Origin of the sequence: Hymenobacter volaticus, from assembly GCF_022921055.1 — a bacterium.
In the GTDB taxonomy this organism is placed as follows: Bacteria; Bacteroidota; Bacteroidia; order Cytophagales; family Hymenobacteraceae; genus Hymenobacter; species Hymenobacter volaticus.
On record NZ_CP095063.1, the window covers coordinates 200,449 to 222,250 of the forward strand.

Genomic DNA, 21,802 nt, shown 5'->3' on the forward strand with positions numbered 1-21,802 from the left:
ATCTGTTGTAAGAATATAAGAATGTTTGCGCTTGGACTGGGAATACCTTTGACACCACCCCACCAAATGTTTAGCACTTAATCTCTTTTGTTTTTCACTGCGCCAACTTCTAAGTCATATACTCTTACTGCTTCAAGAGGAAGGTTGAATAGTAGCCTCGTTTTCTAAAAGAAGTAGGGGCCATGCCCGATAAGAGTAAAACAACCAGTCTCAGATAACGGGTCAGTACTCCGCCACACTTATCACTATCACTCCTAAAAGCTGCTCTCTGTTAGCTGTCTAATACTAATTGAGCAGCATAAGATCTAGACCACTTGAGCAGTTTGACTACACAGTTTCTACACAATCGATTAACCTAATAACAGCTCGCCTTAGCGCAGACACTCTAGGCAACTGTTCCAGCTTTCTAGTACGCTGCCTTTTGCAAATCGGTAGGAAAGAAGCGTTTGTAAGGGCGCTCTAAGCATACCTCATAGGTAACAACAAGGCAGGGTATCAGCAGCACTTGTGCTTCGGCTTTTACATAAAGTGTCAGGCAATGTCATGCTGCACCAATCATCTACTGGCGGGCCTACACGGCTTCAACCTGCACAGTTTTCAGAGTACGCATTCATACCCAATCAAATTCCTACACTCTATGTGCACACCACTACGAAACACGGCCTTGGGCCTGAGCTTGCCGCTCTTTGCGGCTGTAGGGCTGTCAAGTGCCAGCCTATTCTTACCAACCACGCAAGTGATGGCGCAAGCTGCGCAAACGATTGCCGGCCGGGTTGTCAGCGCTGAAGGTGGCGAAGGCTTGCCTGGTGTTACCGTCCTGCAAAAAGGCACAACCAATGGCGTTTCAACTAATGCTGACGGCGGATATACGCTATCGGCCCCTGTTGGAAGCACGCTGGTGTTTAGTGCTATTGGTTTCGTTAGCCAAGAGGCGGTAGTTTCTGGAACCACGGTAAACGTCACGCTGGCTACCAATACCAAGGCTCTGGACGAGGTAGTAGTTGTAGGGTATGGCACGCAAAGAGCAGAAGCGGTAACGGGTTCGGTGGCTTCTATCAATGGAGAAACCCTGCGCGAAGTGCCTGCTGCTAACATTTCACAGGCGTTGCAAGGCCGGTTGCCCGGTGTGCAATTTTCGCAAACTTCCTCCCAGCCGGGCGCTGCCACGCAGATTCGGATCCGTGGGGTACGGTCACTCACTGCCAGCAATGATCCGCTGATCGTACTGGATGGTATTCCTTTCCCGGGCTCTATCGGCGACATCAACCCCAACGACATTCAGAGTGTTGACGTTCTGAAAGATGCCTCGGCCACAGCTATTTATGGGTCTCGCGGGGCAAACGGAGTTGTTTTGGTAACCACCAAAAGCGGGAAAGTAGGTCAGAAACCGCAAATAACCTATGACGGGTTCGTTGGTGCGAAGACACTCTTCTCCCGCTACCCCATGATGAATGGGGCCGAATTTGTTGAGCTTCGAAAGGCAGCAGGCCTGTACGCAACCAACGGCGTTCCGCAGTTTGGCTTGGATGAGTCGCCTGACGTGAATACTGATTGGCAGGATAATCTCTACAAAACGGGTATACAGGTAAACCAGAACATAGGGGTTTCCGGCGGCACGCAGAACGGGCGTTATAATTTCAACGCGGGGTATTACCAGGAAGAAGGTGTCATTCCAACCCAGCAGTACACCCGTTATACCGTGCGCGGAACGCTCGACCAAGGTGTTGGCAAGTACGTCCGTTTGGGTTTCACGGCGAACAACAGCTATAGCTTAACCGAAGGCGGCAACGTAGGCATATACGGCACTTTGGCTGCAACACCCATTTCCAATCCGTACAACGCGGATGGCTCTTTGAAAAGAGTTGTCAGCATGGTACAGGATAATCAGTGGGTATACAATAGGGATGTCGTAGAGGCTAACAAGGATAACTGGTTAAGCCAATCGAGAAGCTTTGCCAGCTACAACTCTATCTTCGGAGAGTTTAAGATTCCGGGAGTAGAAGGATTGAAGTATCGCCTTAATCTGGGCGTAAATTACCGGCAGAGCCAGGGTGGCTCCTACACTGGCCAGGGCATCGGCTCTGATAATCCCACTAACGTTTCTACGGGCTCGGTTAGCAACTCCGTTACAACCGATTATACCGTTGAAAACATCCTGTCGTACGACCGCACTTTTGCCGGGAAGCATAATATAAATGCAATAGCCCTGTACTCGGCTTCCAATAACGTATTCAACCGGTCGCAGATTAATGCCCGGGATATTCCTTCCGACGCCTTCCAGTTCTACAACCTATCATTGGCCGCCGGCGAAATCTCCCTACCCAATAATGGCGAACAAGGGTATACCAAATTTGGTCTGTTGTCCTACATGGGCCGCGTGATGTACTCCTACGACGATCGGTACCTGCTGTCAGCTACGGTTCGTTCGGACGGCTCTTCGCGACTTTCGCCGGGCTACCAATGGAATACTTACCCCGCCGTATCGGTTGGCTGGAACGTAGCTAAAGAATCGTTCATGCAAGGTGTTTCGGCCGTGAACATGCTGAAGTTCCGGGCTGGCTACGGCATCACGTCGAATCAATCTGTTAACCCGTACGCTACCCTGGGCCGTTTAACGACCCGGCCCTACAACTTTGGCCCGACTGGCTACCAGACCGGCTTGTATGTGAGCGAGCTGCCTAACCCAAAATTGGGTTGGGAATACTCGAAAACCTGGAACTACGGGGTGGATTTTGCGGTCCTGAACAACCGTCTTTCCGGTACGGTTGAATACTACGTTACCAAAACCGAAAACCTGCTGCTCAGCGTAGGCTTGCCAGCCACTTCAGGCGTAGGGAGCTATACGGCCAACGTTGGCTCTACCCAGAACAAAGGCATTGAGCTTTCGTTGAACGGGATAATCCTGGACAATCTCAACGGCTGGACTTGGGAAGCGGGCGTTAACATGTACGCCAACCGCAACAAGATTACGTCGCTCGCAGGGAACCAGCCCAGGGATGAAAACAACTGGTGGTTCGTTGGCAAACCGATCAACGTAGTTTTTGACTACGAGAAAGTAGGGTTGTGGCAGCAAGACGAACCGTACCTGGACATTCTAGAGGTCGGCGGTCAACCAGGCATGATCAAGGTAAAATACACCGGCGACTACAATGCAGATGGTACCCCTACCCGAGCCATTGGCGCAGCAGACCGGCAAATTCTGGATACCAACCCCAACTTTCAAGGCGGGTTCAATACTCGGGTTGCGTATAAAGGATTTGATTTGAGTGTAGTAGGCATCTTCCAAGAAGGCGGCTTGCTCAACAGCACCATCTACGGCTCGGCCGGCTACCTCAACATGCTGTCCGGTCGTCGCAACAACGTGAAGGTGGATTACTGGACTCCTACTAACACGGATGCCAAATATCCTAATCCAGCTGGTCCCAGAAGCAGCGACAATCCGAAGTATGGCAGCACGCTTGGGTACTTCGATGCTTCGTATATGAAGATACGCACTATCACCCTCGGCTATAACTTCGACAATATCACGTGGCTGAAAAGTAAGGGCGTGAGCAGAATGCGTCTCTACGCGACGGCTCAGAACCCGTTTGTGTTCTTCTCGCCTTACAAGAAAGAGTCGGGCATGGATCCGGAAACCAACTCGCGCGGCAACGAGAATGCGGCCGTAGCATATGGCGCCAACCTCAGCCGCATCCTGACGCTGGGTACTAATGCCCCAGCCACCCGCACGTATCTCGCAGGCTTCACCCTTACCTTCTAAGGAAATCAGACATGAAACGTTTTAATAAAATATTCTTAATTGGGTCGGCGGTAATCTTGATGGCCGCGCCTGGATGCACGGATCTGCTGGAGGAACAGCCCAGAAGTTTTTACGAGCCAGGCTTTTTTCAAACCGAAAGAGGCGTTAGCGGAGGGTTAACAGCCATGTATGCGCACCTGCGCTACATCTACGGAGAGGCGTACTATTATAACACCACCGAGACCGGGACAGACGAAGTAACCTACGGCCAAAGCGCCGACGAGAACTTCCTGGCCGCAGACCTCTCAGGCAGAGCGGCGCTTAACGGCAACAACAGCCGCGCCGATAGAGTGTGGTTCGCAGCGTTCCCCAACATCAATACGGCTAGTGGCGTTATTAAAAATGCCTCTGCCGTGGGTACCGTTTCGCCGGCCTTAGTTGCTGAAGCACGGTTCTTCCGGGCCTTTGATTACTTCTTGTTGGTCCAAACCTTTGGGGGCGTGCCGCTGGATTTGGGGTCTGGAGAACTGGAATTCAATACCACCCCGATTAGAACTTCGGTACGCAACACGGTACCCGAAGTGTATACCAAAGCCGTTTTCCCGGATCTGCTAATCGCAATCAACGATTTGCCGGCGATTCCGCGCGTTACCGGTGGTGTCACCCAAACGCTTGCCCGCTTGTATCTGGCAAAAGCCTACCTAACCTATGCGTGGTGGCTTGAAAACCCGAATAACATTCCTACCTATCCAGCAGCGCAACGCACAGATCCGGACGGACATGATGCCAAATGGTATTTTCAGAAGGCGTATGACATAGCAGCTGATGGTATCGACAATCCGGGGCAGTACCGCTTGCAGCCCACGTACTACGATGTGAACGTAGGTACGAACGACCGCAACGCGGAAACGATGTTGTACGCTGACCATACCGAATCCAGCCAGTTCTATAACGCAGGTGACTTGAGCAATGGTAGTGCCGGTGCCCCTGATAACTTCGCTGGCTGGATGCTGACCTGGAACTATCCCTCTATCAGGAGCTTCAAAACAGCAGGAGCCAGCGGAACAGGTAATGCCTCTTCCGTGCAGCGGGAAGCAGTGCAGCCGTTGGGTCGCCCTTGGGTACGTATGGCTCCTACCATCGGCGCCATCACCACCACGTTTGCCGACAAAACCAACGATTCTCGCTACGATGGTACCTTTACCACGGTGTACCGCGGCAACTGGCTTAGAGGAACAGGCGTTCCGGAGACGACTTTGTACAACGCCAATAACCTGCCAGTTAGCATGGGTGATCCTATCCTGACGTTCCTGAACTCAGAGCCGGCTACTGCCATTACGTACCCCAGCGGGGGAGGCGCAAGTGGCGTAGGCGCAGGCGTACTGCCTGGCAGAGCGGATTGGGTAATTGGGCCGAATGGCATCAGCAGAATTGCTTATCCAGGACTGTGGAAACTTGGCCCTTACCGTACGGATAATGGTACGGGCTTAGGCTCTCCCAATGCTGGCAGCACACGCCCGTACTACATCGCCAAATTCTCTGAGCTATACTTTGTAGCGGCGGAAGCAGCCGTAAAAGGAGCAACCACCAAAGCAGGCAAAAGCGCACGGGAACTGATTAACGTTATTCGGGCCCGGGCCGGTAAATGGCGCTTTGACAACAGCGGAAATGTGGCCAAAACACAGGATAACAGCGCGGCTATGGTGGCGGCCACTCCGGGCACGATAGATATCAACTACATCTTGGCGGAACGTTCGCGCGAGTACTTCGGTGAAGGGTACCGCTGGTATGATCTGGTGCGCACCCAAAAGTGGAATGAGTTGGCTGGAACCTACCGTATTGGCGGCAACAACTTCGGCGACCATACGCCTGCTACCGTAACGCGTACCATTCAGCCGTATCATTACTTGCGTCCCATTCCGCAGGCCCAGCTTGATGCAATGGACGTACCCGCAGATGTGAAAGCCACTTATCAAAACCCAGGCTACCAATAGCCTGATGAAAAGAGGGTAAAACCCTATTCAAGCTTACACTAAACAATACAAACCGACTCGGCTGGTCTTTTGAAGGGCGTGGGAACCCTATGGGAAAGATCAGCCGGGAAGGTTTAACCTGGTGCAAGGAATACCCACTAGGGTAGGTCCCAGATAAAAACTAACCCGGCCGGTCCTTGAAAGGGCGTGGGAACCCTATGGGGGGACCGGTCGGGAAGGTTTTTTTATTATGGGATCAAAGTTCCCGGTCGCTCCGGTACGTAGCAGTACCACTTGGCAGCAGCACGAATGCCTTGAGGGTGACTCAACGAAACGGTTGGCCACTAAAAGCTTCACTGCGCAGCAATGACAACCACCAGCATCAGAAATTCCCCCTCGACCTTGAAAAAGCAATTTGTATACACGGTGCTCGCCCTCGCCGCGACTGGAACGGCGATGAACTTCGTGCCGAAGCCGGAACCCACGCTGAAAGAAGCGTTCAAAAAAGACTTTTACGTGGGGGCGGCCCTCAACTACAAGCAAAGCAGTGGGCAGGACGCGAAATCAGTTGCCCTGATTACGCAGCAGTTCAACACTATCAGCCCCGAGAACCTGCTCAAGTGGGGACCGGTGCACCCGCGCCCAGACTCCTACAACTTCAAACCCGCCGACGACTACGTGGCCTTCGGGCAGCAGCACAAGATGTTCATTGTCGGGCACACGCTGCTCTGGCACCAGCAAACGCCCAAGTGGGTATTCGAAGACGAAAGCGGCCAGCCCGTTAGCCGCGAGGTACTGCTCAAGCGCCTGCAAGACCATATCAACACAGTCGTGGGCCGCTACAAGGGCAAGATTGGCGGGTGGGACGTGGTTAACGAAGCCATCGACGACCAGCAGGGCGAGCTGCGCAAAACCAAGTGGCTGGAGATTTTGGGAGAAGACTTCGCGGTGAAAGCCTTCGAGTATGCCCACGCGGCAGACCCCAAAGCCGAACTCTACTACAACGACTACAGCCTCTACCGCCCCGAAAAGCGCGAGGGCGTTATTAAGCTCGTGAAAAACTTGCAAGCCAAAGGTATCAAAGTCACCGCCATCGGCATGCAGGGCCACTACGGGTTGACGCGGCCGAGCATCGAGCAGGTGGAAGCCAGCATCGTGGCTTTCTCGAAACTCGGTGTACACGTCAACTTCACGGAGCTCGACATTGATGTGCTGCCCAACCCTAGCCGCCGGCAGGGCGCGGATATTGCCGAAACCTTTAGTGCCGATGCCAAATACAACGTGTATCCTACCGGCCTACCCGATTCGGTGCAGCAAAAGTTGACCAAGCGCTACGCCGACTTGTTTGCCCTGTTTCACAAGCACCGCGACGTTATCGACCGCATCACGCTGTGGGGCGTAACCGACGCGGATTCCTGGCTCAACGACTGGCCCATCAAGGGCCGTACGAGCTACCCGTTGCTTTTCGGTCGCGACTACCAGCCCAAACCCGCCTTGCAGGCGGTGGTGCAAACCGCCAAGTAGGGGATGGTTTAGTAGCGGAAGCGTTCAAGGTGCCACTGAAAATAAACGGCCACCGCGCACCAGTTTTTTCGACCTTGAGCGGGTGGTACACCTTTAGATGCTGTTAATGAAAGGAAAATTTCTGCTTATATCTATTTGGCTGGCGCCCGCCCTGAGTGTAGGGCAGGCAGTGAAACTGCAAAGCTTTCCCGTGTCGGCGGTGCGCCTCTCGGCCAGTCCTTTTCAAGTAGCTCAACAAACCGACCTGAACTACCTGCTGGCACTCAACCCCGACCGCCTGCTGGCGCCTTACCTAGCCGCCGCGGGCTTGCCGGCCAAAGCCGAAAACTACGGCAACTGGGAAAACACCGGTCTGGATGGGCACATGGGGGGCACTACCTCTCGGCCCTGGCCTATATGCAGGCCGCGACCGGCAATGAGCAGGTACAGCAGCAACTCACGTACGTAATCGACCAGCTGGAAAGCTGCCAACAGAAAAGCGGAAACGGGTACTTGGGCGGCGTGCCGGGCGGCCCGGCGATGTGGGAGCAGGTGAAAGCCGGCAACATCAAGGCCAACAGTTTCGGGCTCAACCAAAAGTGGGTGCCCCTTTACAACCTGCACAAAACCTACGCCGGCCTGCGCGACGCCTACGTGGTGGCGGGCAACGCGAAAGCCCGCGGCATGCTTGTTAAGCTAACGGACTGGTTTGTGGACTTGACGGCCAACCTGTCCGACGCGCAGCTGCAAGACATGATGCGCAGCGAGCACGGCGGCCTAAACGAAATATTTGCCGACGTAGCCACCATCACCGGCGAGCGGAAATACCTGACGCTGGCCCAACGCTTCTCGCACCGGGCGGTGCTGGAACCCCTGCTCTCCGGCCAGGACGCACTCAACGGCATGCACGCCAACACCCAGATTCCGAAGGTTATCGGTTTCGAGCGGGTGGCCGGGGCGGGCGGCGACCCTGCCTGGGCGGGCGCGGCAGCTTTCTTCTGGAAGACGGTGGTGGAAAACCGGACGGTTTCCATTGGGGGCAACAGCGTGAGCGAGCACTTCAACCCGGCCAATAACTTCGCTTCCATGCTGGAAAGCCCGGAGGGGCCGGAGACGTGCAACACCTACAACATGCTCAAGCTCAGCAAGGACTTGTACCTGACCAGTGGCTCCACCAAGTACCTGGACTACTACGAGCGGGCGACCTACAACCATATTCTTTCCTCGCAGCACCCGGGGCAAGGGGGCTTTGTGTATTTCACGCCCATGCGCCCCCGGCACTACCGTGTGTATTCGCAGCCGCAGGAAGGCTTCTGGTGCTGCGTGGGCTCGGGCCTGGAAAACCACGGCAAATACGGCGAGCTGGTGTACGCGCACCGCGGGCCGCAGGAACTGCTGGTGAATCTGTTCATCCCCTCCACGCTCACTTGGGTTGAGCAGGGACTAACCTTAACCCAGCAGACGACTTTCCCGCAGGAGGAACGCACGCAGTTGAAGCTAAGCCTGAAAAAGCCCCGCACTTTTGCGCTCAGCATCCGGCAGCCGCGCTGGATGCCCGCGGGCCAGCTGCAGGTGCAAGTCAACGGCCAGCCGGTAACTACCAGCGCCGCCTCGCCGGGCTACGTCACGCTGACGCGCAAGTGGCGCTCGGGCGATGTGATAACCGTGGCGTTGCCCATGACCACCACGGCCGAATACCTGCCCGACAATTCCTCGTGGGTGTCGTTTGTGCACGGCCCAGTGGTGCTGGCCGCCGTAACGGACACCACCGATTTGACGGTCCTGCGGGCCAACGGCGCCCGCATGGCCCACGTGGCCAGCGGCCGGCTCTACCCGGTGGAGGAAGCGCCCGTGCTCGTTTCCACCAACCCGAACGTGGCCGAGGGCATCAAGCCCGTGGCGGGTCAGCCGCTCACCTTCACGGCCGCCAGTTTGATTGACTCCGACAAGTACCGCAACGTGCAGCTGGTGCCGTTCTACCAGATTCACGACGCGCGCTACATGGTGTACTGGCCCGTAACCACGCCCGCGGGCCTGGTGGCCCGCAAAGAAGAGTTGCGGCGCAAAGACGAGGAAAAGCGGGCCCTCGAAGCCCGCACCGTGGACCAAGTAACGCCCGGCGAGCAGCAACCGGAGTCCGACCACGGCTTTCAGGGCGAGCAAACCGAAACGGGCACCTTCCGCAACCGGCACTGGCGAAACGCCACCGGTTGGTTCAGCTACACTCTGCGCAACCCGAAACGGGCTGCTCGCACGCTGCGGGTAACCTACGCGGGCGGCGACAAGAACCGGCAGTTTAGCATCTTGGTAAACGGGGTGCCCCTGGCAAAAGTGCGATTGGAAGGCAATGCGCAGGGCAACTTCTACGACGTGGACTATGCGCTGCCGGAAGCACTACGCAAACCGAATGCACCCACCGAGCTAACCGTGAAGTTCCAGGCCGAAGCTTCCTCAACGGCAGGAAGCGTGTACGATGTGCGCCTGCTACAGTAAGCTTGCTGGCCTCTGGCGTTAGGTCGCCGCCCGGTTAAGTTCAATCGGGTTTGCGGCGGCCGGGGTTGATACCCGCTAGCCCCAAAGAATTCAATTACCTCATCAATAGCCCCTCACTCTAGTAGCATGAAATTTAAGCGTTTGGGAATACACATAGCAGTTGTTGCAGCATCCTTGCTGCTGCCTACTGTTGAGCTGTCCGCACAATCAATTGAGTTGATAAACCCCATCATGACGGGCTTTTACCCGGACCCTAGCATCGTGAAAGTGGGCCCGGATTATTACCTGGTGAATTCCACGTTTTCCTACTTTCCCGGCATCCCGGTAATGCACAGCAAGGATTTGAAAAACTGGAAGCAGGTGGGCAACGTCATCAGCCGGCCTTCGCAAATGAATTTCCTCGGCGACCGGATGACGCGGGGCTTGTTTGCGCCGGCCATTGAGTATCACAACGGCACGTACTACGTCACCTGCACCCTCATCGACCACAAAGGCAACTTCGTGGTGACAGCTAAAAACCCCGCCGGCCCCTGGAGCGACCCGACTTTCTTGCCCGAAGTAAAGGGCATCGATCCCTCGCTGTATTTCGAGGGCGACAAGGCCTACGTTATCTACAACAGCGACCCGCCCGACAATAAGCCGCTCTACGACGGCCACCGCTCCATCAAGATGATCGAGCTGAATCCGCAAACGCTGCAAACCGTGGGCGAGGCCAAAATTGTAGTGAACGGCGGCGTGGACCTCAGCAAAAAGCCGGTCTGGATTGAAGGGCCGCACCTGATGAAGCGGGGCGACTGGTACTACCTCTACGCGGCCGAAGGCGGCACGTCGGTCAACCACACCGAAGTGGTATTCCGCAGCAAATCGGCGCTGGGGCCATTTGTGCCCTACGAAAAGAACCCCATCCTCTCGCAGCGCGAACTGCCCAAAGACCGCAAAGACCCCATCACCTCGGCCGGGCACGCGCAGTTCGTGGAAGGACCTGATGGCAAGACCTACGCCATTTTCCTGGCCGTGCGGCCCTACGATGGCAACTTCTACAACACCGGCCGCGAAACCTTCATCGTGCCCGTGGAGTGGAAAGATGATTGGCCTGTAACGGTGCCTGGCCCCAACGGCGTGCAATACAGCTACAAAGCCAGTTTCCCGGAAGTGAAGCAGCCCGGCGCCCGGCCCCAGAGCGGCAATTTTGGCTACACGCTCACCTTTGAAAAGCAGCTCGACCCGGCCTTGCTGTTTCTGCGCACGGTGGACAGCAGCAGCTTTTCGCTCGGCAATGTCAAGGGCCTGACCCTGAAGCTCAAGCCCGAAACGGTAGCCGAAACCGGCAACCCTTCCTTTATTGGCAAGCGCCAGCAGCACCTGAACTGCACCACCGAAACCGAGCTGACGTTCTCGCCGAAAACGGCCAATGAAAAAGCGGGCCTGGTTATCTTCCAGGACGAGAAGCATTTCTACTACCTCTGCAAGTCGGTTGACAACGGCAAGCCGCTGCTGCAACTCTTCAAAAGCAAGCCCGATGATGCCAAGCAGCCGGAGCTGCTGGCGCAGGCACCGCTTAAGTCGGCTACGGCCAGCGTGCAGCTGCGCATCCAGGCCCTCGGCGACGCCTACAACTTCCATTTCTCGGAGAACGGCAAAACCTGGACGGTACTCAAAGACAAGGTCGATGGCAAGTTCCTGAGCACGCAAGTGGCCGGCGGCTTCATCGGCTGCTTGTTCGGCATGTACGCCACGTCCTCGGGGCAGCCCACTACCAACACGGCTGCCTTCAAGTGGCTGAAGTACGAGGGCAACGACCCCATGTACAAGAAATAATGCTTGAAAAGCTGGCGGCCGGGTACCCACCGCCAGCTTTTCCTTGCCCTATACTGCCTCATATTTCCCAGCCTAGATGCTGGTAGTGTCGCGCATTCCTGGCCTGCTATGAAGAAGTTCTCTTGTGTATTTGCCTTAGCGGCAACTGCGGCCCTGGCAACCCCCGCGGCCGCCCAGACCGCGGCCGCGGGCAAACCCATCAGTCCCGATTTGTTCGGCATCTTCTTCGAAGACATCAACTACGCGGCCGACGGGGGCCTCTACGCCGAGTTGGTGCAAAACCGCTCGTTCGAGTACGCCCCCGGCGACCACGAAGGCTGGAACCCGCTCACTAGCTGGGAGTTTCTCCGGGAAGGCTTCGCCACGGCTAGCCTATCGGTGGAAAGCGCGACACCTCTGCACGCCAATAACCCACACTACGTGCAGCTGCGGGTGGAAACGCCGTTTCAGAAAGGAGCCGGGCTTAAAAACACAGGCTTCGACGGCATTCCGCTGAAGGCCGGGGAGAAGTACGATTTTTCGGTATGGGCGCGCCTGAAATCACCGGCGGCCGTGCCCCTGCTGGTGCAGCTGCGCGACCCCAAGGGCACAGTGCTAACCGAAACCCCGTTGTCGGCCCAGGCCGGCGAGTGGCAGCAGCTCCGCGCCACCCTTACCCCGCGCACCACGGAGGCGGCCGCTAGCCTGGTGGTACTGGCCACCGGCAAGGGCGTGGTCGATTTAGACATGCTCTCGTTGTTTCCGCAAAAAACGTTTCGCAACCGCCCCAACGGCTTGCGCGCCGATTTGGCGCAAGCCATTGCCGACCTCCACCCGAAGTTTGTTCGCTTTCCGGGGGGCTGCCTGGCCCACGGCGACGGGCTGGACAACCTCTACGACTGGAAAAAAACCGTGGGGCCCCTGGAGCAGCGCAAGGGCCAGCGCAACATCTGGAACTACCACCAAACGGCGGGCCTCGGCTACTTCGAGTACTTTCAGTTCTGCGAAGACATCGGGGCCAAACCGCTGCCCGTGGTGGCCGCGGGCGTGAGCTGCCAGAACTCGGGCGGCACCTGGAAGATTGGGGGCACCGGCCAGCAGTGCGTGCCCCTAGCCGACATGCAGGCCTACACCCAAGATGTGCTGGACCTAGTGGAATACGCCAACGGCCCGATTAGCTCACCCTGGGGTGCCAAGCGGGCCGCCGCGGGCCACCCCAAGCCGTTTGGGCTCACCTACGTCGGCATCGGCAACGAAGACAAGCAGACGCCCGAGTTTCGGGAGCGGTTCAAAATGCTCTACGACGCCATGCGCCGGCAACACCCCGAAATCACTGTTATTGGCACGGTCGGGCCCGGCCCGAAAGGCGAGGACTACGACCAGGGCTGGGCGTTTGCCAACCAACTGAACGTGCCCATGGTAGACGAGCACTACTACGAAACGCCCCGGTGGTTTATGAGCAACAACCAGCGCTACGACGGCTACGACCGCAGCAAAGCCAAGGTGTACGTGGGCGAATATGCTTCCTGGGGCAACACGCTGTACCACGCCCTGGCCGAAGCCGCCTACATGACGGCGCTGGAGCGCAACGGCGACGTGGTCCAGTTGGCTTCCTACGCCCCGCTGCTGGCCAAAGAAGGCCATACTCAGTGGAAAACCGATTTGATTTACTTCACCAACACCACCGTAGCCCCTCGGTCAACTACTACGTGCAGCAGCTCTTCGGCCAGAATCAAGGCGACACCTACCACGCCGGGGTTGTAACCCCGCCCCCGGGGCCACCGCCGACACCACCGCGGCGGCTTCATGCGTGCGCGACACCAAATCTGGCGACGTTATTTTAAAATTGGTGAATACGGGGGCTACGCCCCAGCTTTTCACCGTTGATTTAACGCGCTTTGCCGGACTGAAAACCGCCGCCACCCGCACGGTTTTTACGGGCCCGAAAGATGCCCTTAACTCGTTCGCTAGCCCGCAAACCGTCACCCCAAAGGTAGCTCCCTACAAAGCTGCCAAGCGCTTCACTTACGCTGCCGAGCCGTATTCTCTCACTGTGCTTCGGGTTCCAGGCAAGCGGTAGCGCCACCAGGCTGCCGCGGTATTCCCACTCTCTCCTTACCATGCATTTGTCTTTGTTTTTTGGCGCGTTTATGCTCGCAACCGCCACTGCCCAAGCCGCCAACCCCGTACTCGTCAGCAGCCCCGATGGGGTAGTGCAGGTAAGCGTGGACGTCACCCCCCAGGGCCAACCCACCTACGCCGTGCGTTACCGCGCCGCTGAACTGCTGCGCCCCTCGCGCCTGGGTCTGCAACTGGCTAGCGCTGACCTTACGCAGGGCCTCAAGCTCACCAAAGCCGACAAGGTGGAAGCCGTTACCGACAACTACCAGCTGGCCACCGACAAGCGCGCCGATTGCCGCTACCGGGCCAACCGCCGGGTGTTGCACTTCGCGAGCAAGGCGGGGGCGCCCACGCTGAGCGTGGTGTTTCAGGTGTCCAACGACGGGGTGGCGTTTCAGTACCTTATCGAAGGCAAAAGCGCCGACGTGCAGCGCATTACAACGGAAGCTACCACGTTTCACTTGCCGGCGGGGGCCAAGGGCTGGCTGCACCCGCACGCCGTAGCCCAGACCGGCTTTGCCAATACTCAGCCCTCCTACGAAGAGAACTACCAGCGCGGCATTGCGGCTGGCACGCCGTCCACGCTCGGGCAAGGCTGGTCGTATCCGGCTTTGTTTGAAACCGGTGGGCGCTGGGTGCTGCTCACCGAGGCGGGCATGGACCGCACCTACTGCGGCACCCACTTGGCGCACCAGTCGCCCGATGCCGAGTACGCGGTAGCCTTTCCGCAGGCCCCGGAAAAAACCACTCCCGACGCTGCGCTGCTACCCGAAAGCCGCCTGCCTTGGCGCTCACCTTGGCGCGTTATCGTGGTGGGTAATTCGCTGGCGCCCATCGTGGAATCAACCCTGACCACCGACCTGAGCGCGCCCGCTAAAACGCCCGCGCTACCCGAGGCGCCCGGTAAGTCGTCGTGGTCGTGGGTGTTACTCGGCGACAAGAACACAACGTACGACGTGCAGCGCCGGTTTATCGACTACTCGGCCTCCATGGGCTGGCGCTACTGCTTGGTGGATGCGCTGTGGGACAAGCAAATCGGCTACGAGAAAACTGCCGAGCTGGCGCAGTACGCCCGCTCGAAAAACGTGGCATTGCTGGTGTGGTATAACTCCAACGGCAGCTGGAACGAAGCGCCCCAAACGCCCACCAAGTTGCTGTTTGACGCCGAAAGCCGGCGCAAGGAATTTGCCCGCATCAAGCAGATGGGCGTGGCGGGCGTGAAAATCGACTTTTTCGGGGGCGACGGGCAGTCGTTTATGAACTACTACCAGGATTTGCTGACCGATGCCGCCCAAGCCGGGTTGCTGGTAAACTTCCACGGCGCCACCATCCCGCGCGGCTGGAACCGCACATACCCAAACCTGATGACCATGGAGGCCGTGAAGGGCTTCGAGTTCCTGACCTTCGACCAGCGCAACACCGACCAGGAAGCCACCCACTGTGCCACGCTGGTCTTCACCCGCAACGCGGTGGGGCCGATGGACTTCACGCCCATGGCGTTTTCGGAAATCAACGGCAAGCAGCGCCGCACCAGCAACGCCTTCGAGCTGGCCTTGTCGGTGGTGTTTCAGTCGGGTATTCAGCACTACGCCGAGGTGCCCGAGGGCATGGCCGCGCAGCCCGCTTACGTGCAGGACTTCGTGAAGAAGCTGCCGCCGCGTTGGGCTGATGTGAAGCTGCTCGATGGCTTCCCTGGCGAGTACGCAGTATTGGCCCGCCAAGCACTCGACGGCAAGTGGTACGTGGCCGGCATCAACGCCACCGATGCCCCCAAAACCATGCAACTCGACCTAGGAAAGCTAGGCTTGAAACAGGGTACCCTCATCACCGACGGCGACACCAACCGCAGCTTCAGCACCCGCGCAGTGAGCGGCACTACGCTAAGCGTGACGCTGCCAGCCCGCGGCGGCTTTGTGGTGCAGCCCTAGGGTTCTCACTCTCACTGCTAAACAATCCTTCACTCGCCCACCTTCCACATGCGTTACTGTCTGGCTAAAGCTTTATTCCTACTGGTTTGCTGGACGAGCACCGTGGCCACCTACGGCGCAAAGAAACCTGCTTCAACGCCCCTGCGGCTGTGGTACGACCGGCCCGCGGCCAACTGGAACGAGGCGCTGCCCTTGGCAACGGCCGCTTGGGGGCCATGGTATTTGGCGCACCGGAACGGGAGCGGCTCCAACTGAACGAGGAAACCATTTGGGCGGGCGGGCCCAACAACAACGTGAAGCCCGACGCCCTGCCGGTGGTGCAACAGTTGCGTACGCAACTGCTAACCGGGCAGCTAGTGGAAGCCCAAGCCTTGGCGCAAACCCGAATGCAGCCCGCCGGCAACAGCGGCATGCCCTACCAAATGGCCGCCAACGTGTACCTGCGTTTTCCCGGCCACGAGCAGGCCACCAACTACCAGCGCGACCTGGACATCAGCAGCGCCGTGGCTTCGGTTAGCTACCAAGTGGGGAACGTGCGTTACCGGCGCGAGGTATTCAGTTCTTTACCTGACCAAGTAATTATTGTGCGCCTCACGGCCAGCCAGCCCGGCAAGATTAGCTGCCAGCTGGGCGCCGAAAGCCTGATGGAGCACACCGTGCACGCGGAAAACAATCAGCTGGTACTCGATGGCCGCGGCAGTGAGCACGAGGGCCAGCCCGGCCAGGTTCGCTTTCAGCTGCGGGGTCAAGTTGTAACCGACGGCGGCACCGTGCAAACCACCGACGCGGGCATCCGCATCGACAACGCCACCAGCGCCACGCTCTACTTCTCGATTGGCACTAACTTCGTCAACTACCACGACGTGAGCGGCAACGCCGCGGCCAAGGCCACGGCCTACCTAACCCCGGCCGTCGGCAAGAAGTACGAAACGGCCCGGGCGGCGCACACGGCCGCCTACCAGCGCTACTTCAACCGCGTGAGTTTGAACCTGGGCGTTACGCCTGCCGCCGAGCTGCCCACCAATAAGCGCCTCGAAAACTTTGCTAACGGCCAGGACCCGGCCCTGGCGGCGCTGTATTTTCAGTACGGCCGCTATTTGCTTATTAGCTGCTCGCAGCCGGGCGGGCAGCCGGCCAATCTGCAAGGCATCTGGAACGACCAGCTCAAGGGCCCCTGGGACAGCAAGTACACGGTGAACATCAACACCGAAATGAACTACTGGCCGGCCGAAGTCACCAACCTGACCGAGCTGCACGAGCCGCTGTTTGCCATGCTCAAAGACTTGAGCGTAACCGGCCAGCAGAGTGCTCGCCAGATGTACGGGGCCCGGGGCTGGATGCTGCACCACAACACCGATATCTGGCGCATTACGGGGCAGGTCGATCCGCCGCAGTACGGCCTCTGGCCCATGGGCGGGGCCTGGCTCGCGCAGCACCTCTGGGACCATTACCTGTTCACCGGCGACGAGAAGTTTCTGCGCCAGTACTACCCCGTGCTCAAGGGCGCCGCCACCTATTTAGTGGATGCCTTGCAGCCCGAGCCCACCCACCAGTGGCTGGTGGTAGTCCCGTCGGTGTCGCCGGAAAACACGTACGCGCTCAACGGCAAGCGCATTGCCATCGTGGCGGGCACCACCATGGACAACCAGCTGGTGTTCGACCTGTTCTCGAAAACCATTCGGGCCGCCGAGCGGCTCGGGCTCGACCGGCCGTTTGTCGATACGCTGCGCACCCTGCGTGAACAACTGCCCCCATGCAGATTGGGCAGCACGGGCAGGTGCAGGAATGGGTGCAGGACGTGGACGACCCTCAGGACAAGCACCGCCATATTTCGCACCTGTACGGACTGTACCCGAGCGGGCAGATTTCGCCGTACCGCACGCCCGCTTTGTTCGAGGCGGCTCGCACCACCCTCACCCAGCGCGGCGACGTGTCCACGGGCTGGTCGATGGGCTGGAAAGTGAATTTCTGGGCCCGCATGCAGGACGGCAACCACGCCTATCAGCTGCTCACCGAGCAACTGCATTTGCGCTCCGGCGCGGGCGGCAACTCCGGCGAGGGCGGCGGCACTTACCCCAACCTGCTCGATGCGCACCCGCCGTTCCAGATCGACGGCAACTTTGGCTGTACCGCGGGCCTGGCCGAACTGCTGGTACAAAGCCACGACGGCGTTATCGACCTGCTGCCCGCCCTGCCCGCCGCCTGGCCCACGGGCGCAGTGACCGGGCTGGTGGCCCGCGGCGGCTACGTGGTAGACCTAGCCTGGAACCAAGGCAAAATCACGCGCGTGCGCATCAGCTCGCGGCTCGGGGGAAACTGCCGGGTGCGAGTGCACAGCCCCGTGGTGGCCGCCGGCCGCCTCAAGCTGCGCCCGGCCCAGGGCGACAATAGTAACCCGTTTTATGAAACCTCAGTGGTAAAACCTCCGCTGGTATCCGCCCAAACGACGGCTAAGCAGCCCGCGCTGGCGCCGTCGGTGGTGTATGACTTCCCGACCCAAGCCGGCCAGGCCTATGAATTGAAGGCCCAATAATTTCTGCGCTTTCCCACGCTTGCTTCTCTGTCTCCCAAGATCAACCACATGAAAAACAGCTTTTTCGCCCTGCTCGTAGCGCTGGCCGCTTTAGGAACTGGCACCGAACTGCGGGCGCAAAACCCCATTATCAAGGACGTATTCACGGCCGACCCGGCCCCGCTGGTGTACCGCGATACGCTGTTTCTGTACACCGGCCACGATACAGCTTCGGTGCAGGAAACCAACTACAAGATGCCCGACTGGCGCATCTATTCCACTACCGACATGGTGCACTGGAAAGACTACGGTACGCGCCTCTCGCCCAAGACTTTCGCCTGGGCTACCGGCGACGCTTACGCGGCGCAGTGCGTGTACCACAAGGGTAAGTTTTATTGGTTTGTGTCCACCTTCCATAAGAAAGACGACAACAGCCAGGGCGGCTCCGCTATCGGGGTGGCCGTGTCGGACCGGCCCACCGGCCCGTTCAAGGACGCTATTGGCAAGGCGCTTATTGTCAATGAGATGACTAAAGACAAGCCGCATGCCTGGGACGACATCGACCCGACGGTTTTCGTGGACGACGACAAGCAAGTGTATATGTACTGGGGCAACGGCAGCTGCAAGTGGGTGAAGCTCAAAGACAACATGACCGAGCTGGCCGGCCCCATCAACACGTTCACGCCGAAAAACTACATCGAAGGCCCCTGGCTTTACAAGCGTAAAAAGCTCTACTACCTCGTGTACGCCAGCGCCGGCACCAAGCCAGAAATGATAGAATACTGCACGGCCCCCAGCGCCGCTGGGCCGTGGACCTACCGGGGCATCATTCAAGAGAACGTGCCCAACAGCTTTACCACCCACCCCGGCATCATCGACTACAAGGGCAAAAGCTATTTCTTCTATCACAACGGCTCCCTGCCCACCGGCGGCAGCTACCGGCGCTCCATTTGCGTGGACGACATGTACTACAATCCGGATGGCACCATCAAGCCTATTGTGCAAACCACCAAAGGGGTAGCCCCGGTGAAGTAGCCTAGTTTCCGTTAATCCGTATGACCAACTCTTTCGTGCATAACGTTGGGCGCAAAGGCAAGCTGCTAGCGGTGTTCCTGGCCTTGGGCTGGCCCTTGGCTAGCTTTGGGCAGGGCGTTCAGCGCTATACCAAGGCGGCTGACCGGGTGACAATTGCCCTAGCCGATGGGCAACTAGTACTGCGGCCTTTAGCGGAGAATGCCATTCGGGTGCAGTTCACCCAGGACCTTCGGCCAACGTTGCCCGAGCTGGTACTAACGAACTCGGCGGCGGTGCCGGCGTTCAAGGTGACGGAAACGAATACGGCGGTGCAGCTGGCCACCAAGCAAGTGAAGGTGCTGGTCGACAAGGCCACCGGCACTATGCGCTACGCTGACAGCGAGGGCCGCGTGTTTCTGCAAGAGCAGCCCACCACCCGCCTTCGGGCCGCCCCGCCCGTGCTGGGCGAAGCCAACGTGGTGGCCGAGCAACAGTTTCTTACCGCGCCGGATGAGCTGTTGCTGGGGCTGGGGCAGTTTCAGGATGGGCACTTCAACCTGAAAGGCGTAACCCGGCAACTCACGCAGGTGAACACCCAAATTGCGCTGCCTTTTCTCTATTCCAGCAAAGGCTATGGCCTGCTCTGGCACCAATACGGCCTGACCGACTTCAACCCGGCTGACACGCCCATTGCGCTGGAAAAGCAGGTACTAGCCGTGGCACAAGCTGGCCAAGCCGTGGACGCCACTACCGCCACCGGCACCCAAAAAGTAGCCCAGGACCAGGCCACCTACACCGGTACGTTCACGCTGCCTACGGCGGGGGAGTATTCCCTCATGCTCAACTTGGGGGCCATGGGCAACCGGCACTACGTGGCTATTGACGGAGTAGCGTATATCGACCATAGCAACTTCTGGCTGCCGCCCACGGCCAGTGCTAAAGTGACGCTGCCCGCGGGTGCACATGCCATTCGGGTGGTGTGCAAGGCGAATAACACGCCGCGCGTGACTTACAAGCGGGTGGACGGTCTCACTACCTTTCGCTCGCCCAACGCCCAGCTACTGGACTACGTGGTGTTCTATGGGCCGCAGGCTGAGGCCGTCATCCAGACCTACCGCCACCTGTCGGGGCAGGTGCCGCTGCTGCCGCAGTGGGCCTACGGCTTTTGGCAGTGCCGGGAGCGGTACACCTCCAGCGCGCACCTGACCGAGACGGTGCAGGAGTTTCGGCGGCGCCAGATTCCGATGGACGTGATTGTGCAGGATTGGCAGTACTGGGGCAAATACGGCTGGGGCGTCATGCAGTTCGACGAGGCCAAGTACCCCGACCCGGCCGCCCTGATGCAGAACCTGCATGCCCAGCACGCCCGCTTCAACATCTCAGTGTGGGAGAACCTGAACAAGGAATCGGCCATCGGCAAAAGCCACCTGGCCAATAACTTTTATATCCCCGACAGTCCCTGGCTGGACCTCACCAACCCTGCCGCCCGCTCGGCCCACTGGGCGGCTATGAACCAGCACCTGTTCCGCTACGGCGTGGACTCGTGGTGGCTGGATGCTACCGAGCCGGAAAACGACGCCCTGCATGGCAAAAAGCTGTTTGTGGGGCCAGGCGATTTTTACCGGCTCACGTATCCGCTCTTAGTCAACCAGGCCGTCTACGAAGGCCAGCGCGCCACCACCCAGGACAAGCGCGTGTGCATCCTCACGCGCTCAGCTTTTCTGGGGCAGCAGCGCTACGGCACCATCAACTGGTCGGGAGACATTGGCGGCACCTGGGACTCGTTTAAACGCCAGATTCCGGCCGGCCTGCACTTCACCATCACGGGCCAGCCGTACTGGACCACCGATATCGGCGGCTTCTTCCGGCCCGGCGCCGGGCAGTACACCGACCCGCAGTACAATGAGTTGCTGATGCGCTGGTACCAGTGGGGCGCCTTTACACCCGTTTTCCGGGTGCACGGCTACCAGACTGAAACTGAGCCCTGGAAAAACGGGCCGGTGGTGGAAGCCAACATCCGGCAGCTGCTCGATGTGCGTTACCGCTTTCTGCCTTACCTCTACTCCGAAGCCTGGCAGGTGCACCACAACGGCTCGACGCTGATGCGCCCGTTGGTGATGGATTTTGCGGGTGATACAGCGGCCACGCACCAAGCCTACGAGTACACGTTTGGGCCCGCTTTTCTGGTGGCGCCCGTCACTAAACCGGGCGTGACGGAGTGGCCGGTGTACTTGCCAAAGGCGGCGGGGTGGTACAACTTCTGGACCGGCCAGCGCCACGCGGGCGGGCAAACCGTGGTGACCCCGGCGCCGCTGGCTACCACTCCCGTTTTCGTGAAAGCCGGCGCCATTGTGCCCTTGGGCAAACGCCTGCAATACACCGGGCAAAAGTCGACCGACACCTTGGAAATCAGGGTGTACGCTGGGGCCGACGGCCACTTTGCTCTGTACGAGGACGAAGGTGATAGTTACCACTACGAGCAAGGCCAGCACACGCTTATCGGCTTCGCCTGGAACGAGAAACGCCAGACGCTCACCATTGGCCCACGGCAGGGCACTTACCCCGGCGCATTGTCGCGGCGGGTATTCAATCTAGTGTGGCCCAGTGAGGCCAACGGGCTGGGCGCCGCGGTTGGTACGCCCCAGAAACAAGTGGTGTACACTGGCAAACGATTGACGATTAAGCGCTAGTACTGGCTGCTTTTGGGCTTGAGATTAACGAC

At 58.7% G+C, this 21,802-nt stretch carries 10 protein-coding genes and 2 pseudogenes; all 12 read left to right on the plus strand.

Going from position 1 to position 21,802, the window contains the following annotated elements:
* Positions 1-637 precede the first annotated feature (637 nt).
* Positions 638-3,760, plus strand: coding sequence for a SusC/RagA family TonB-linked outer membrane protein (locus MUN86_RS25240; RefSeq protein WP_375379514.1), 3,123 nt, complete (start codon positions 638-640; stop codon positions 3,758-3,760).
* Positions 3,761-3,771: 11 nt separating this feature from the next.
* Positions 3,772-5,733 carry a RagB/SusD family nutrient uptake outer membrane protein gene (locus tag MUN86_RS25245; RefSeq protein ID WP_245126326.1) on the plus strand — a complete coding sequence of 654 codons (1,962 nt, stop codon included), beginning with the start codon at positions 3,772-3,774 and terminating at the stop codon, positions 5,731-5,733.
* Positions 5,734-6,168: 435 nt separating this feature from the next.
* On the plus strand, positions 6,169-7,236 hold the full coding sequence (locus MUN86_RS25250; RefSeq protein ID WP_375379515.1) for an endo-1,4-beta-xylanase: 1,068 nt from the start codon (positions 6,169-6,171) through the stop codon (positions 7,234-7,236).
* 106 nt (positions 7,237-7,342) lie between these two features.
* A pseudogene (locus MUN86_RS25255) lies at positions 7,343-9,708 on the plus strand (beta-L-arabinofuranosidase domain-containing protein).
* 126 nt (positions 9,709-9,834) lie between these two features.
* The gene (locus tag MUN86_RS25265) at positions 9,835-11,526 is read left to right on the plus strand and encodes a glycoside hydrolase family 43 protein (protein ID WP_245126330.1); all 1,692 of its coding nucleotides are present in this window, start codon (positions 9,835-9,837) and stop codon (positions 11,524-11,526) included.
* 108 nt (positions 11,527-11,634) lie between these two features.
* A complete protein-coding gene (locus MUN86_RS25270) occupies positions 11,635-13,269 on the plus strand; it encodes an alpha-L-arabinofuranosidase family protein (protein WP_280640660.1) in 1,635 nt (544 codons plus the stop codon).
* 46 nt (positions 13,270-13,315) lie between these two features.
* Positions 13,316-13,585 carry an alpha-L-arabinofuranosidase C-terminal domain-containing protein gene (locus MUN86_RS31395; RefSeq protein WP_280640661.1) on the plus strand — a complete coding sequence of 90 codons (270 nt, stop codon included), beginning with the start codon at positions 13,316-13,318 and terminating at the stop codon, positions 13,583-13,585.
* 40 nt (positions 13,586-13,625) lie between these two features.
* Positions 13,626-15,554 carry a glycoside hydrolase family 97 protein gene (locus tag MUN86_RS25275; RefSeq protein ID WP_245126332.1) on the plus strand — a complete coding sequence of 643 codons (1,929 nt, stop codon included), beginning with the start codon at positions 13,626-13,628 and terminating at the stop codon, positions 15,552-15,554.
* Between the two features lie 215 nt (positions 15,555-15,769).
* Positions 15,770-17,646, plus strand: a pseudogene (locus MUN86_RS25280) (glycoside hydrolase family 95 protein); the annotation flags it as partial.
* A 99-nt stretch (positions 17,647-17,745) separates the two neighbouring features.
* Complete coding sequence (locus tag MUN86_RS32510; protein ID WP_375379516.1) at positions 17,746-18,087, plus strand: glycoside hydrolase family 95-like protein; 342 nt, start codon at positions 17,746-17,748, stop codon at positions 18,085-18,087.
* Between the two features lie 48 nt (positions 18,088-18,135).
* Positions 18,136-19,101: a glycoside hydrolase family 43 protein gene (locus MUN86_RS25290; RefSeq protein WP_245126338.1), complete on the plus strand. Its 966-nt coding sequence runs from the start codon at positions 18,136-18,138 to the stop codon at positions 19,099-19,101.
* 20 nt (positions 19,102-19,121) lie between these two features.
* The gene (locus MUN86_RS25295) at positions 19,122-21,770 is read left to right on the plus strand and encodes a glycoside hydrolase family 31 protein (protein ID WP_245126340.1); all 2,649 of its coding nucleotides are present in this window, start codon (positions 19,122-19,124) and stop codon (positions 21,768-21,770) included.
* The last annotated feature ends 32 nt before the right edge of the window (positions 21,771-21,802 follow it).